Raw genomic sequence first — 12,891 nt, forward strand, 5'->3', positions numbered from 1 at the left:
GCTCGGTACCTGTGGATCAGCTCGGAGGGCACGCGGAGGGCGTGCCTTCCCGATCTCGACGAGGATGCTCCAGCGCGAGGTCGAGGATGCGTCCGGCAGACGTGACGCCCACCTCGGGCGGGTGACGTACCACAGGAGTTCCCGCGGTACCGCTGAGTGCCATCGTTGCCCCGCGCGATCGCCGCCCCCCTCCTCGCGGCAGGGGGTTAACCCCACCACTGATCCGGATGACCGCCCCATCGCGCCGGCTCGCACTCCGCGGACATCGTGGGACGGCACAGGGAGGCGGGCTTGAGGAACATAGATCGCGCCGAACACCGCGATCCCCAACACAATGGCTCTCACGATCAAGGAAGCAACGTGATCAAGCACAGCCGCGCGCTGGGTGGCGCACTCGCACTGGCCGTGGCGGTCGGTGTCGCGGTGGGCGCGCCGACGGATGACGACGTGCCGCTACGGAACGCCGCCGCTACGGTCACCGCCGCCGAGTCCACCAGCACCGCCGACCACACTCGGCTGCGCGAACTCCTACAACGGCTGACCACGGTCGACGGCGGGCCCGGCGCGCTTGTCGAAGTGCGGGACCGACGCGGCAGCGCGGTGTTGACCAGCGGTGTCGCGGACGTGAAGAGCCACGCGCCGGTGCGCAGTGACAGCAGGTTCCGGATCGGCAGCATGACCAAACCGTTCGTGGCGACGGTCATGCTCCAACTGGTGGGAGAGCATCGCGTCGTCCTCGACGCGCCGGTGGAGCGCTACCTGCCCGGCGTCGTCCGCGGACACGGCAACGACGGGCGGGTGATCACCGTCCGTCAACTGCTCCAGCACACCAGCGGCGTGCCCGACGTCCTCGACTACCTCAGCCCGCAGGAGATCCTCAAGGACCCGCTGGCCCACCACGACACACGTGACCTCGTGAACATCGCGCTCGCCCACCCCCCGACCTTCGAGCCGGGCACCGGCTGGCGCTACTCCAACACCGGCTACCTGCTGGCCGGCATGATCATCGAGAAGGCGACCGGCCACACGTACGGCGAGGAGATCCGCCGGCGCATCATCACGCCGCTCGGCCTGCGCGATACGTTCGTGCCGGGTGATGCCTCGGCGATTCCCGGACCGCATCCGCGCGGATATGTGCGGCCGGGCGAGGACGCGCCGCTCATGGACATCACCGCGATCAACCCCTCGGTCGCGGGCTCGGGCGGCGAGATGATCTCCAGTGGTACCGACCTCAACCGGTTCCTGGACGCGCTCGTACGCGGCAGGCTGCTGCAACCGGCCCACCTTCGGGAGATGATGAAGACCCGGCCGACCGGCAACTCGGACGGCCGGGCGTACGGTCTCGGCCTGGAGAGCAGGCCGCTGCCCTGCGGCGGCCTCTACTGGGGGCACACCGGCGACTTCCTCGGGTACGAGACGGCGGGCGGTGCCACGGTCGACGGCAGGCAGGCGACGGTCATGGTGAACCTCGACCCGGGTGGTTCGGACGCACAAAGCGACGACATGAAGGCCGCCGTCCAGACGGCGCTCTGCGAGGGCGGGCCCTCGGCCTCTAGTGGGGGATGACCCTGCGGTTCCACGATCCGCAGCTCGGCGCGTTCCGGTCGACGTGGCCAACGCTTCCAAGCCCGCCGCGCGCTGTCTTCGTGATTCCACCACCCACCTCTTCGGCAACAGAACGAGGCACAGTTCGCGATCCTCGTTCAGGTGGTGCGGCCGTGTTCAAGCTGGAGCAGGACGAGGGCGGCGCGGGCGATGGCGGCGGGGTCGAGGCCGACCCTGCACAAGGCCTTGAAGGTGACCTTGAGTAGGGCAACGAGTTCGACGTCCTACGACCCTGGCACCGCAGAACCAGGTCGCGAGCGGACACCCACACCCCATGACACACCGCAATTATCAGGTTGCCGAGAAGACCTCAATGTGCGGTGCCAGGCCAAGAAAGCCTGCGGAGTCCTGACTCTCTCGCGCGTCTGACGATCACCTGCCCATCCTGACGGAGACATGGCGGATTTTACCTGCTGCGGCATAGAGAACCCGGTAGACGAACGAAGGGAACGGGTCGCTCGTGACCCGCTGCCAGGAGTGTCCGACCGCGCCGGGATCCTGCGCGCGGGCCCGGGTGAACGCGCTGACGCAGATTGCGTGGATGTTGGTGTGCTTCGTCCGTCTTGCCAGGGCGAGCAGACTCCGCAGAGCGGTGACGGCGTCGTCGGCGCGTCCCTCGTTCAGGCGGGCTTCTGCCGTTGTACTGAGCATGTACGCAAGGTCGGTCAGCGTGTCGGCGAGGGTGGCTTCGTAGGGTGCCGGGTCGCCGTCGCCCAGGAGTTCCCGCAGGAGGGTTTCGGCCTCCTCGTAGCAGGCCAGCGCCCCCGCTTCGTCCCCGGTCCGGTACAGGGCGCGGGCGAGGGGCTGGAGGCATTTGGCAAGCAGGGGCTGGTACGCGTCCCAGTCGGACTCGGCGAGCCTGCGCGTGATCGCCAGGGCCTCCGTGCCGCTGACCACGGCGGCCTCCGGCATGCCGTGGCCGAGCTGCTTGATGCCGAGGCTGGCCAGCGTCCGGGCCAACTCAGGCTCGAAGACACCGGGTTGGCACTCCGCGACGCGACGGTAGGCGTCGACGCTCCGCCCCCAGGCCTCGACGGACTCCTGGTGGGCACCCGCACGCCAGTGAAGCTCGGCCAGCTCGCCCAGGGCCTCGGCAAGCTGCGGCCCGTAGATGTCGGGGTGGGTGACAGCGAGCCGGGCGCACAGGTCCGCCAGTTCACTGCGGGCGAGCTGCTCTTCTGCGGGGGCGTCCAGCGCGCCGAGGTAGTGGGCCCGGCATTCCAGGGCGAGGGCGAGCCGGGGCTCACCGTCGGCCGGATCGCGCTCGGCCAGGGCTCGGGCGACGGCGACGGCCTCCGCAGCGGTGTCGCAAGCCTGACGCAGGTCACCGGTCGCCCCGTAACACCAGGCCAGATCGGTCAGGTGCTGGGCACGCTCCGGCATCATCTCGGGTTTGCGCCGCGCCCACAGACCGACGACGTACACCCGCGCTTCGACTCCGGTGCGCAGGGCCTCGTCGTACCGGCCGAGGGCGCGCAGTCCGCCGGTGACCTCGAGCAGCACGTAGGCTTTCACCATCTGTAGACGGAACAGCCGCTGCCACGGGTTCCTGGCACGCAGGAGCTCCAGGCACTCCAGATAGGCGGCGACGGATTCAGCCGTGCGGGAGAGCCGGCCCAGCACCCGCGCGCGCAAAAGGAGGGCCATGATCAGGCTCCCCAGCGTTCTGTCCCTGCGCCGTGTCCCGGCGGACCTGTACGTCTCCACGCTCTCCCGGGCCGCGGCAAGTGCCTCGTCGAGCCGGCCCATCTCCGCCAGGGACCCTGCGCGGAGGAAGAGGGCATAGGCGGTCTGTGTCCCGGAGGCACGGGATCCCGGGACGGAGGACAGGGACTCGTCCACCGCGGCGAGCGCCTCTTCGAATCGGTGGGTCGCGAACGGCACACGGGCATGCAGGACGAGGGAGCGCGCCAGGCCATCCAGGTGGCCCGGGCGAGGGCGTTCGAGGGCGACGAGGATGCGGTACACAGCGACCGCTTCCTCGCTCCGTGCGAGCAACTCCGTGATCGGCCACGCCCGCCGCGGCGCCCGCCCGGGCGTGAGGCACCGCAGCAGGACGGCCCCCAACAACGGTCCACCCGCCCGGAGGTTGACCCGGGTCAACCTCCGCAACGGCGGCAGCAGGATACGCACCAGCATCATCCGGTCTTCTCCTCAGCCGTCGCCCTTCAAGGGATTGACATCCGCTGGGGCGTACTGGTTCCGCTTCGGGACCGGGGTCTTCTTCGTCTGCCGATTCGCCGGCTGGGTTTTGCGGGGTGTGTGCACGTCGCGGCGTGGTGTGGGCCGGATGTTCTTTCGGCCCGGTGGTCGTCCGGAGCCGGTGCGCGAGGGTTTCGGTGCTCTGGCCGGGCAGGCGGCGTTGGGGCGAATGCACCGGAAGTCGCGGCGGACGCGGGCGGGAGTGAGTCAACAGGCGGAAGGTGCGCTCGATTTCTCAGGCGGCCAGGCACATTCCGTCGTATTGAGAGGTCGACGTGGTGCGACTCCGGCCCAGCCTGACCTGAGCGAGTCGGGTGAGCTCGTCCTGGGCCAGCGAGAGCAGGTCGCCCAGGCCGAGGCCCAGGGCGCGCGCGGCGGCCGCGAGGACTTCGGACGAAGCCTCCTTGCGGCCGCGCTCCAGCTCCGAGAGGTAGGGCATGGAGATCCGGGCCGTGTCGGCCACATCCTTGAGCGTGCGCTCCTGGGCGAGCCGCTCGCGCCGCAGGACGTCACCCACGAGGTCGCGCCACAGCGGCTCCTTGGTCGCGGGAGGGGCGGCCGGTGGCGCCTGGCGGGGCGCGAGGACCGGACGGGGCCGCTGCGGCACTCGCGCCGGAGCGGCGGCCGGAGTCGGCGCTGCCGCCGGGCGCAGAGGGATGACGCGGGCTTCGTTCGGCGCTTGGTTGCTCACCCCTTCAGCCTAGAAGCGGTGGGCCGCAGGGGAAGGGAGCGGCGTTCCGCTCTCGGTGGAATCGCACGTCGGCCGTACGGCGCCTGCGGTGAAGTCCGCGGATCAAGTGCCGTACGGTCGCGGAGCGTCGGCGTGCAGGGCGCCGAGCAGGGCGAGGGAGTCGGCGTCCGCCGTGCCCGGTTCGGCGCTGCCGACGAGCAGGCACTGCCCGGGGGCGTCCTGTACGTCGAAGGACTGGTAGGTGAGCGTGAACCGGCCCACGTCCGGGTGGTTGAACACCTTGGTCTTGCTGCCCAGCCGGCCGACGCCGTGCTCGCGCCACAGCGCCGCGAACTCCTCGCTGCTGTCGAGGAGTTCCTCGACCAGCGCGCCGGTCTCGGGGTCGCCCCGCTGGTGTCCGTACGCCAGTCGCAGCGCCGCCACCGTGTCACGTGCGACGGCCGGCCAGTCGGCGAACAGCTGCCGGGCGGCGGGGTCGTGGAAGAGCGAGTGGACCATGTCACGAGGATTCGCGAGGGGAGAGAGCAGCGCCTGGGCGGGAGCGTTCGAGGCAAGGATGTCGAGGCGACGGTTGGTGATGTAGGCGACGGCGGCGGGAAAGCCGTCCATCAGCCGCAGCAGGGCGGGAGCCACCCGCTCCTGGCGGCGGCCGACGGGGGATGTCTTCGGCACGAGTCCGGCCAGCCGGTACGCGTGCCAGCGGGCGTCCGTGTCCAGGCGCAGCGCGCCGGCGATCGCGTCGATGACCTGCCCGGAGGGGTGGCGTTCCCGGCCCTGCTCCAGGCGCGCGTAGTAGTCGGCGCTGACGCCTGCCAGGACGGCGACCTCCTCGCGCCGCAGCCCCGCGACCCGGCGTGCCCCGGAGCCCGGGAAGCCCACATCGGCGGGGTTCAGGCGGGAGCGACGTGCCCGCAGAAACTCGCCCAGCTCGTTTCCGCTCATGCAGAAATCGTACGTCGGTGTTTCCCGCGTCACGGCTTCCTGGGTGTGGCGCACCCAGGAAGACACGTCCTGCCGCCGCGGCGGAATCCGGCACATGCTCGGACCCTGACCGGAAACAGAGCCGCAGGTCGCGGACATGTCCGAAGGGGTTCTCATGACCGTCCCAGCCACCACCGCCGCCTCCCCGGGCAAGGTCGTGCTGATCACCGGGGCAAGCAGCGGGATCGGCGAGGCCACGGCCAGGCGGCTCGCCGCCGCCGGCCACCGAGTGGCCCTCGGGGCCCGCCGCACCGACCTCGTCGCCGCTCTCGCCAAGGAGATCCGGGCCGACGGGGGCAGCGCACTCCACCACGAGCTGGACGTGACCAGCCTGGACAGCGTGCGCACCTTCGTCGGGGCCGCGCACGACCGGTACGGAAGGGTCGACGTCCTGGTCAACAACGCGGGCGTGATGCCGCTGTCCCCCCTCGACGCCCTGAAGGTCGACGAGTGGAACCGCATGATCGACGTCAACATCCGGGGCGTCCTGCACGGCATCGCAGCCGTGCTCCCGCTGATGCGCGCCCAGGGCGCGGGTCACGTGGTGAACATCGCCTCGGTCTCGGGGCACCGCGTCGACCCCACCGCGGCCGTCTACAGCGCCACCAAGTTCGCGGTCCGCGCCCTCTCCGAAGGCCTGCGCCAGGAAAGCCGCGACCTGCGCGTCACCGTCATCAGCCCCGGCCTGACCCGCAGCGAGCTCACCGAAGGCATCAGCGACACCGGCGTACGTGAAGCCGTCCAGGATCAGATGGGCATCGCGATCCCCGCCTCGGCGATCGGTGAGGCGATCCACTACGCCATCAGCCAACCCCTCGATGTCGACGTCAACGAACTCGTCATCAGGCCGACGGCGCAGGGGTGAGCGCGATGGTGACGAAGCAGCGGGTCGAGGCCTGGGTCGAGGAGTATGTGCAGGCCTGGAGGAGCAACAGCCCCAAGGACATCGCGGCGCTCTTCGCGGCGCACGCGGAGTACCACGAGTGGCCCTACGCGACGGACTGGACCGGCCGTGAGGAGATCGTCGAGGGATGGCTCGGCCGGGCGGGGTGGCAGGAAGGCGGCTGGGAGTTCGAGTGGTCCGTCCTCGCCGTCAACGGGGACACGGCGGCCGTCGGGGGCACCGGCCGCTACAAGGAGCTCGGCACCTTCGCCAACCTGTGGACCGTGACCTTCGACGGCCACGGGAAGTGCGCCATGTTCCGCATGTGGAACAACGAGGTGTGATTCCCGCACCCCGCCGGGACGGCTACTGGCCCCGCCCTCCCGTCGATCCGCCGGCGCGGGATGCCGGCGTGGCCGTGTGCCGGGCGTACTCCTCGATCATCAGAGCCGCGGAGAGGTCGCGGACGACACCGGGGCGCTGAAAGCCGAGGACGCCTCCGTCATCGATGCTGTCGCCGTCCCTGTCGCCGTCCCCGTCATCGTCTCCGTCGTCGTGGCGGAGGACGCCAGGTCGGGTGACGAGGACGAGTCCGATGCCGTCGTCGGAGGCTCCGATGGCGGGGACTGCGAGTCGGACTGGGACTCCGACGGTGCGGACGAGGACGACGAGGGCGAGGACGAGGACGGTGCCGGGGAGGTCGACGCGCACAGGCTCGGGCTCGGAGAGCCGCTCGGCGTCGTACCGGGCGAAGAGGCGCAAGGGGACTGGGAGTTCGGAGTCGGGGACGAGACGCTCGCCGACGGGAAGGGCAGGTGCGCCGGCGGCTTTGTCTGCTCGTCGTGGTGGCCGGTGTCGCCCTTGTGCCGGGCGATCCACTCGTCGCTGTCCGGGTCGAAGATGACGAACACGTTGATGACCGTCGTCGAGGGCGCGACGACCACGACGTTCTGCGTCCGGTACGACGGCCACGAGTCGCCGGTCCGCCTGGGCGTGGTCTTCTGCGCGACCGGCTGGCCCAGCGGGTTGCCGCAGGCGCAGCGCACCCGGGGGACGCCGTGATCGTCGACGAGAACGGCGGTGCCCGACTGGAGGACCGCCTGGTAGCTGGTCGCGGCGCCGTCGCGGTAGCCATGGTTGGTGACCCGGGTGTCATAGCCCAGTTGCACCGGGGTGAGCGCCCGCAGATAGCCGGGGACCTGGGAGGTCCGCAGGCCCGCCACCGAGGCGAACGCGTTGTTCTTCGCCGGGTCGGCCTGGAGGAACTTGATCTGCTTCTCCACGTCGCAGCTGGAGACGTTGCGGGTGCCGCCGTAGAGGCCGGGTGCCGAACCGTCCACGCCCCGCGTCACGTTGGCGGACTCCGACGCGGTGGACGCCGAGGGTGTCTCGGGCGGGGTGGAGCTGTCGTTGGCCGTCGACTCCGTGAATGGGTCGGGTCCCGACTTGGCCGCCGCCTGGAGGAAGACCTCGCCGCCGCTCGCGGAGGTGTCGCTGTCGCCGTCGTCGCGGGTGAAGACCAGGCCGAGGACGACGGCGGCCACCAGTACGCCGGTGATCAGTGCGACGCGGGGCGCCGATTTCCACCAGGGACGGCCCGGGCCCTTGCCGGGCTCACCCGGTTCGCCCGGTCCGCCGGGCCCGGAGGGTCCACCCGCGCCGCTTCCGCCCGCACCGCTCGGCGGACCCGAGGGCACACGGCCACTGGGCTGGGTCGGACTCGGCTCGGAAGGGCCCGGCTGGGACGGACCCGACAGCGGGCCCGAAGGCGGTCCGGTGGGGCGGCCTGAGGACGGCGGTTCGACGCTCACGAGGTCTTCTTCCCGGTGTAGGGGTCCCGCGGCACTTCAGAAGCTTTGTGGTGCTTCAAGCAGAGACCTTGCGATGCTTCAAATGATTCGCACAGGTTTCTTACGTTTGTCATCGCTTTCTTACACAACGAGCCCATTGTGTGCTCCGGTCCCGTGTCGCCCGCAAGCCGACGCGGTCGGCCCCTCCCGGCGGGCGGACCGCGTCGGCGCTGCTTAGCGTGGCAGCGTGAGCCCCCAGACACCGTCCGACCAGGCAGTTGTCCGCCCCGGTGGCAAACTGGCCGCCCACCACGGCTGGCTCCAGGCCGCCCTGGCGGTGCTGGCCGGGATGATCGTCATGGGGGTGGTCGCCGCGCTCGGGCTGTGGGCGGCCGGTGCGGCGGACCTGCCCTCCAACGCGTTCCCCCGGGTGGTCGCGGCCACCGTCGTCACGGCCGTCGGCGGCACCATCGAGCTCTCGGGCGGCGCCGGAGTGATCGCCGACACGAAGGCGGGCCTGACGGTGATTCCCCTGTCGGTCACCCTCGCCGGAGCGCTGGTGATGGCCGCCGGGTTCCTGCGGCCGCTGCGGCACCGGGCGGTCGCCGGAGCCACCGAACTGGCCGGATGGGCCGCCCGGATCGCCGTCCTGTGGCTGCTGGCCCTCGTCGCCCTCGCGCTCTTGGCCCGGCAGAACTTCAGCATCTCCCTCGGTGACGGAACCATCGGCGACATCGGCGACCTGTTCGGTGCCGCTCCCAAGGTCGGCTTCACAACCGATGTGCCGCTGACGCTGGTCTTCGGCGTGCTGTGGCTCGTGGGCGTCCTCGTCCTCGCCCTGCTGGTCTCGCGCGCGGCTCCACTCCCGCCCCGGCTGCTGCGCTTCCAGGAGTCGGTGCGTCCGGCCGCGTACGCCATGGTCGCGCTGCTCCTCGCGTACGTCGTCCTGGGCGTCGTCATCGCCCTGGTGGTCGCGGCGAGTCGCGGGCACACCGCCGAGACGTTCGCCGTGCTCCTGCTCGGTCTCCCCAACCTCGTCTGGCTGGCCTTCACTCTCGGGCTCGGCGTCACGTGGAACGGGCGCGTGGACGGGCCGTTCGGACTGCCGATGCCGCATCTCCTCGACCAGGTGCTGCGCACCCCGGACATCTCCACGCTCAATCTGCGCACCCTCGCCGACTTCGACGGCAAGGTGTGGTGGCTGTTGGTCCTCGACGCGGTGCTGCTCCTCGCGGCGGCGTTCCTGATGGCCGCCCGCTCACCGGCCCGGATGCGGCTGTGGCAGCACGCCGTGCACATGGCGGTCGCGCTCGCGTTGACCGTGCTCATGGTCTGTCTCGTCGGCCGGATCTCCGCGCACTACGGTCTGTCGGTCCTCGGGATCGGCGACATCGGCGGCGGTCTGAACGGGGAGCTCTTCCTCCGGCCCGAGCTGTGGACCGCGCTCGGGTTCGCCGTGCTGTGGGGGCTGGTCACCGGGTTCCTCGGCGGTCTGCTGGCGAAGGGTGTCCACCGGCGGGGCGAGATCCACGCCGAGGGACCCGGGGTCCAGGTCGGCTAACCGCAGTAGGTGTCCCTGGCGGGGCGCTCCCCCGTCGCCAGGTAGTGGGAGACGGTACGGTCGCCGCACTCGTTGCCGTTGGCGAGGTAGGCGTCGTGGCCGGTGGAGTTCACGGTGACCATGGTGGCCCGCTCGCCCAGGGCGTCGCGGAGTTTCAGGGCGCCGCTGAGCGGGGTGGCCACATCGCGCTCGTTCTGGATGAGCAGGATGTTCGACGGGCCGCGGTCGGTGATCCGTACCGGCGGCTCCTTCGGCGTGAACGGCCAGGCGGCGCAGACCATCGCGTTCCTTGTCATGCCGGCGGTCAGCGGGTACTTGGCCCGGCTCCGGGCAACGTCCTTCTCGTACGCGGCGGCCGTCTTGGGCCATGCGATGTCGTTGCAGAGGGTCCCGGCGCCGACAGCGGTGACGTTCTGCAGCACCGACTCGGGCGGCGCGGGGGGCGCCGGCGGCAGGGTGCCCTTCTGCGCGGCAAGGACCAGCCGGGCCAGGTCGGGGAAGCGGCTGGGCGAGTAGAGGCTGTCCAGCATCGTCTGGCGCAGCACATTGCCGTTCAGCTCCTCCGGGTTGGCGCCGGGCCAGGGGATCGGCTCGCGGTCCAGTCTCGCGGCGAGGTCCAGGAACAGCGGGCGGACCTCGTCCGCCGTCTCGGCCAGCCGGTCCGGGTTGCCGGGCGCGGACGCCCACTTGGCGAACTCGGGGAAGGTGTCCTCGACGCCCGCCTCGTGACCGGCGAGCCAGGCGCGGGCGACCCGGGTGTGGTCGGGGTCGTCGTTGCTGTCCAGCACGACGCGGTCGGTGCGGTGCGGGAACAACTGGCTGTAGACGGCGCCGACATACGTCCCGTACGAGACACCCCACGCGGACAGCTTGCGCTCGCCGAGCGCCGCCCGGATGCGGTCGATGTCGCGGGCCTCGTTGGCGGTGCTGATGTGCTTGATGAGCTCACCGCCGTTGCGCTCGCAGGCGTCGGACAGGCGCTGTGCGGTGGCCATGTTCTCGGTGATCGATCCGTCGGGGGCGGGCCAGGGGCGCAGTTTCGACGTGGCGAGGTCGCTGTGGTCGAGGCCGCAGGTGACGGGGGTGGAGCGGCCGAGTCCGCGGGGGTCGAAACCGATCAGGTCGTAGGCGTCCCGCACCTCCTGCGGCAGCTGCTGACCCTTGCCCGAAGGGTTGTTGAGGCTGGAGCCGCCGGGTCCGCCGGGGATCAGCAGCAGAGCGCCGCGGCGCGCCTGCGGGTTCTCGCTGGGGATCCTGGAAACAGCGATGGTGATCTTCCGACCGTCGGGGTTGGCGTAGTCCATCGGCACCTCGACGGTCGCGCACTGCTGCCGCGGATCGAGCCCGCTTCCCTCGCACTTCGCCCAGTCGAGAGGCTTGGGTACAGCGGCGGTCGAAGCGGTCGCGGTGAGCGGTGCGGTGAGGCCGAGCACGAAGGCGGAGGCGGCGAGCAGGGCGGCGTTTCGCTGGATCTTCGTCATGCGACGAGCTTCGCCGATCTTCGCCGACCGCCACATCCTGCCAACCGGCGTGTGTTCAGGGGGGTTTGCCCCCCATCTAGTCGCCCGGAAACACCGGCCCGGCCCAGCCCGGCGGATCCGGTGGCGGGCCGTACTCGGATGTCCCGACAACCCGTCCGTCCACCTGGGTCGGCGCGTGGCCGGCATCCGTGGCGCCGCTCGCGGCGACCCGCAGCGCTGCCACGAAGGCGAGGCAGGAGTCGTACCGGTCGTCGGGGCTCTTCGCCAGCGCCTTGGCGAGGACGTCGTCGACGGGAGCGGCGATGTCGGGGCGTTTGCCGGTCAGTGGCGGCGGCTCGTCGTACTGGTGGGCCCAGAGCAGCGCCATGTCGTCCTCGCGCTGGAAGGGCGGTTTCCCGGCCATGGTCTCGTAGACGACGCAGGCAAGGCTGTAGACGTCGCACCGGCCGTCGACCGGCTTGCCCGAGATCTGCTCGGGAGCCACGTAGTCGAGCGTTCCGACGAACTGGCCCACGCTCGTGAACCCGGTGAGCGACAGCGACTTCTTCGTCAGGCCGAAGTCCGTGAGGTACACGTGCTCGGGGTGGTCGCTGTCGGTGCCCTGGGCGACCAGGATGTTGCCGGGTTTCACGTCCCGATGCACCAGACCGTGGTCGTGCGCGGCGTCGAGCGCGGAGGCGACCTGGACGGCGATCCGGGTGGCCACCTTGACCGGCAACGGGCCCTGGCGGTCGAGCAGGTGGCGCAGGTCGCGCCCGGCGACGTACCGCATGGCGATGTACAGGACGCCGTCCGTCTCGCCCGCCTCGAAGACCGGCACGATGTTCGGGTGGTCGATCGCGGCGGCCACCCGGGACTCGTGGGTGAAGCGGCCGCGGAAGGTGTCGTTGCGGGCCAGTTCAGGGGCGAGCAGTTTGAGGGCGACGGTCCGGTCGAGCCGCAGGTCCTTGGCGCGGTAGACGACGGCCATGCCGCCGCGGCCGATCTCCTGCTCGATCCGGTAGCCGGCGATCCGCCGTCCGATCAGGTCGGAGGGGCGCCCGGAGAAGAGGCTGGTGTCGTGGCGCCCGCCCTCGCCCATCAGAGGTCACTCCAGTCGTCCTCGTCGTCCATCAGTGGTCACTCCGGTTGTCCTCGTCGTACGTGACGACCCGCGTGGGTTCGCGGCTCACCGGAGCTTCCTCCCGTGCCGGCTCCTGAGCCGCTGCCGCGGGGCCCTGCCCCTCCGCGTAGGTACTCAGCCGCGTCCCGTCGCAGTACACCCACCGCTCGTGCTCGCCGTCGTACAACCAGAGCGACTCGCCATCGACGATCACCCCGATCCGCTGCCCCTGCGTACGGCTGCGGAAGGACTGCCCGTCGAGCCGTCCGGCGGCGAGATCCTCGGCGGCGCCCCGATAGCGGGAGAGCGCCTCTTCGACGCGGGCCAGGAGGGGGCGCGGATCGGCGGTCCGGGTGAGGGGGCTGCCCGCGGCGGGCGGCGCCTGCGGTACGGCGACCAGCAGGCGGCCGTCGACCCAGGCAGACCAGCCGTTGGCGCACAGGACCCGGCCCCAGTCGCCGAGCCGGTCGATCAACTGGACCGGCAGCAGCGCGTCGAGCGGCACCGTGGGCCGGGAAGGATCGGGGGTCTCCCAGGCGTGCAGGCCGTCCTGGGGGATCACGTGGGTGGGGCGGAACTCGGCTGTCGTCATCGC

General features: G+C 71.0%; 11 protein-coding genes and 2 pseudogenes. 4 read left to right on the plus strand and 9 right to left on the minus strand.

Annotated elements, in window-relative coordinates:
* The first annotated feature begins 360 nt into the window (after positions 1 to 360).
* On the plus strand, positions 361 to 1,566 hold the full coding sequence (locus ACIPC1_RS18855; protein WP_402518306.1) for a serine hydrolase domain-containing protein: 1,206 nt from the start codon (positions 361 to 363) through the stop codon (positions 1,564 to 1,566).
* A 137-nt stretch (positions 1,567 to 1,703) separates the two neighbouring features.
* Here the strand turns inward: ACIPC1_RS18855 and ACIPC1_RS18860 are convergent.
* The 5 genes and pseudogenes from ACIPC1_RS18860 to ACIPC1_RS18880 form a co-directional block, all read right to left on the minus strand.
* Positions 1,704 to 1,814, minus strand: a pseudogene (locus tag ACIPC1_RS18860) (IS5/IS1182 family transposase); the annotation flags it as partial.
* A gap of 163 nt (positions 1,815 to 1,977) precedes the next feature.
* Positions 1,978 to 3,747, minus strand: a complete 1,770-nt coding sequence (locus tag ACIPC1_RS18865) for a hypothetical protein (RefSeq protein ID WP_402518308.1) — start codon at positions 3,745 to 3,747, stop codon at positions 1,978 to 1,980.
* Between the two features lie 12 nt (positions 3,748 to 3,759).
* Positions 3,760 to 4,014, minus strand: a pseudogene (locus ACIPC1_RS18870) (hypothetical protein); the annotation flags it as partial.
* A 28-nt stretch (positions 4,015 to 4,042) separates the two neighbouring features.
* Entirely contained in the window at positions 4,043 to 4,498 is a 456-nt protein-coding gene (locus ACIPC1_RS18875) for a helix-turn-helix domain-containing protein (protein ID WP_402518311.1), read from the minus strand.
* Positions 4,499 to 4,600: 102 nt separating this feature from the next.
* A complete protein-coding gene (locus ACIPC1_RS18880; RefSeq protein ID WP_402518314.1) occupies positions 4,601 to 5,440 on the minus strand; it encodes a helix-turn-helix domain-containing protein in 840 nt (279 codons plus the stop codon).
* A 154-nt stretch (positions 5,441 to 5,594) separates the two neighbouring features.
* On the opposite strand from ACIPC1_RS18880, the gene ACIPC1_RS18885 reads away from it, so the two are divergent.
* Positions 5,595 to 6,344: an SDR family oxidoreductase gene (locus ACIPC1_RS18885; RefSeq protein WP_402518316.1), complete on the plus strand. Its 750-nt coding sequence runs from the start codon at positions 5,595 to 5,597 to the stop codon at positions 6,342 to 6,344.
* Positions 6,345 to 6,349: 5 nt separating this feature from the next.
* Entirely contained in the window at positions 6,350 to 6,706 is a 357-nt protein-coding gene (locus tag ACIPC1_RS18890) for a nuclear transport factor 2 family protein (protein WP_402518318.1), read from the plus strand.
* 99 nt (positions 6,707 to 6,805) lie between these two features.
* Here the strand turns inward: ACIPC1_RS18890 and ACIPC1_RS18895 are convergent, their stop codons facing one another.
* Positions 6,806 to 8,173: a DUF6777 domain-containing protein gene (locus ACIPC1_RS18895; protein ID WP_402518321.1), complete on the minus strand. Its 1,368-nt coding sequence runs from the start codon at positions 8,171 to 8,173 to the stop codon at positions 6,806 to 6,808.
* Positions 8,174 to 8,399: 226 nt separating this feature from the next.
* Here ACIPC1_RS18895 and ACIPC1_RS18900 point away from each other — a divergent pair, with 226 nt between their 5' ends.
* Positions 8,400 to 9,713: a streptophobe family protein gene (locus ACIPC1_RS18900; protein WP_402518324.1), complete on the plus strand. Its 1,314-nt coding sequence runs from the start codon at positions 8,400 to 8,402 to the stop codon at positions 9,711 to 9,713.
* Here the strand turns inward: ACIPC1_RS18900 and ACIPC1_RS18905 are convergent.
* The 3 genes from ACIPC1_RS18905 to ACIPC1_RS18915 form a co-directional block, all read right to left on the minus strand.
* Positions 9,710 to 11,194 (minus strand): alpha/beta hydrolase, encoded by a 1,485-nt coding sequence (locus ACIPC1_RS18905; protein WP_402518326.1) that lies wholly within the window; start codon positions 11,192 to 11,194, stop codon positions 9,710 to 9,712. The two genes, ACIPC1_RS18900 and ACIPC1_RS18905, sit on opposite strands and share 4 nt — an antisense overlap.
* A gap of 76 nt (positions 11,195 to 11,270) precedes the next feature.
* Positions 11,271 to 12,275 (minus strand): serine/threonine-protein kinase, encoded by a 1,005-nt coding sequence (locus ACIPC1_RS18910; RefSeq protein ID WP_384386138.1) that lies wholly within the window; start codon positions 12,273 to 12,275, stop codon positions 11,271 to 11,273.
* Positions 12,276 to 12,306: 31 nt separating this feature from the next.
* A complete protein-coding gene (locus ACIPC1_RS18915) occupies positions 12,307 to 12,888 on the minus strand; it encodes a hypothetical protein (protein WP_402518328.1) in 582 nt (193 codons plus the stop codon).
* Positions 12,889 to 12,891 lie beyond the last annotated feature (3 nt).

The organism is Streptomyces sp. NPDC087263, from assembly GCF_044744645.1.
GTDB lineage: Bacteria > Actinomycetota > Actinomycetes > Streptomycetales > Streptomycetaceae > Streptomyces.

Bases quoted from the DNA above. Each gene is read 5' to 3' on its own strand.
- ACIPC1_RS18890 (WP_402518318.1), top strand. From the start codon at position 6,350: ATGGTGACGAAGCAGCGGGTCGAGGCCTGGGTCGAGGAGTATGTGCAG.
- ACIPC1_RS18910 (WP_384386138.1), bottom strand. From the start codon at position 12,275: ATGGGCGAGGGCGGGCGCCACGACACCAGCCTCTTCTCCGGGCGCCCC.
- ACIPC1_RS18865 (WP_402518308.1), bottom strand. From the start codon at position 3,747: ATGATGCTGGTGCGTATCCTGCTGCCGCCGTTGCGGAGGTTGACCCGG.
- ACIPC1_RS18880 (WP_402518314.1), bottom strand. From the start codon at position 5,440: ATGAGCGGAAACGAGCTGGGCGAGTTTCTGCGGGCACGTCGCTCCCGC.
- ACIPC1_RS18885 (WP_402518316.1), top strand. From the start codon at position 5,595: ATGACCGTCCCAGCCACCACCGCCGCCTCCCCGGGCAAGGTCGTGCTG.
- ACIPC1_RS18905 (WP_402518326.1), bottom strand. From the start codon at position 11,194: ATGACGAAGATCCAGCGAAACGCCGCCCTGCTCGCCGCCTCCGCCTTC.
- ACIPC1_RS18915 (WP_402518328.1), bottom strand. From the start codon at position 12,888: ATGACGACAGCCGAGTTCCGCCCCACCCACGTGATCCCCCAGGACGGC.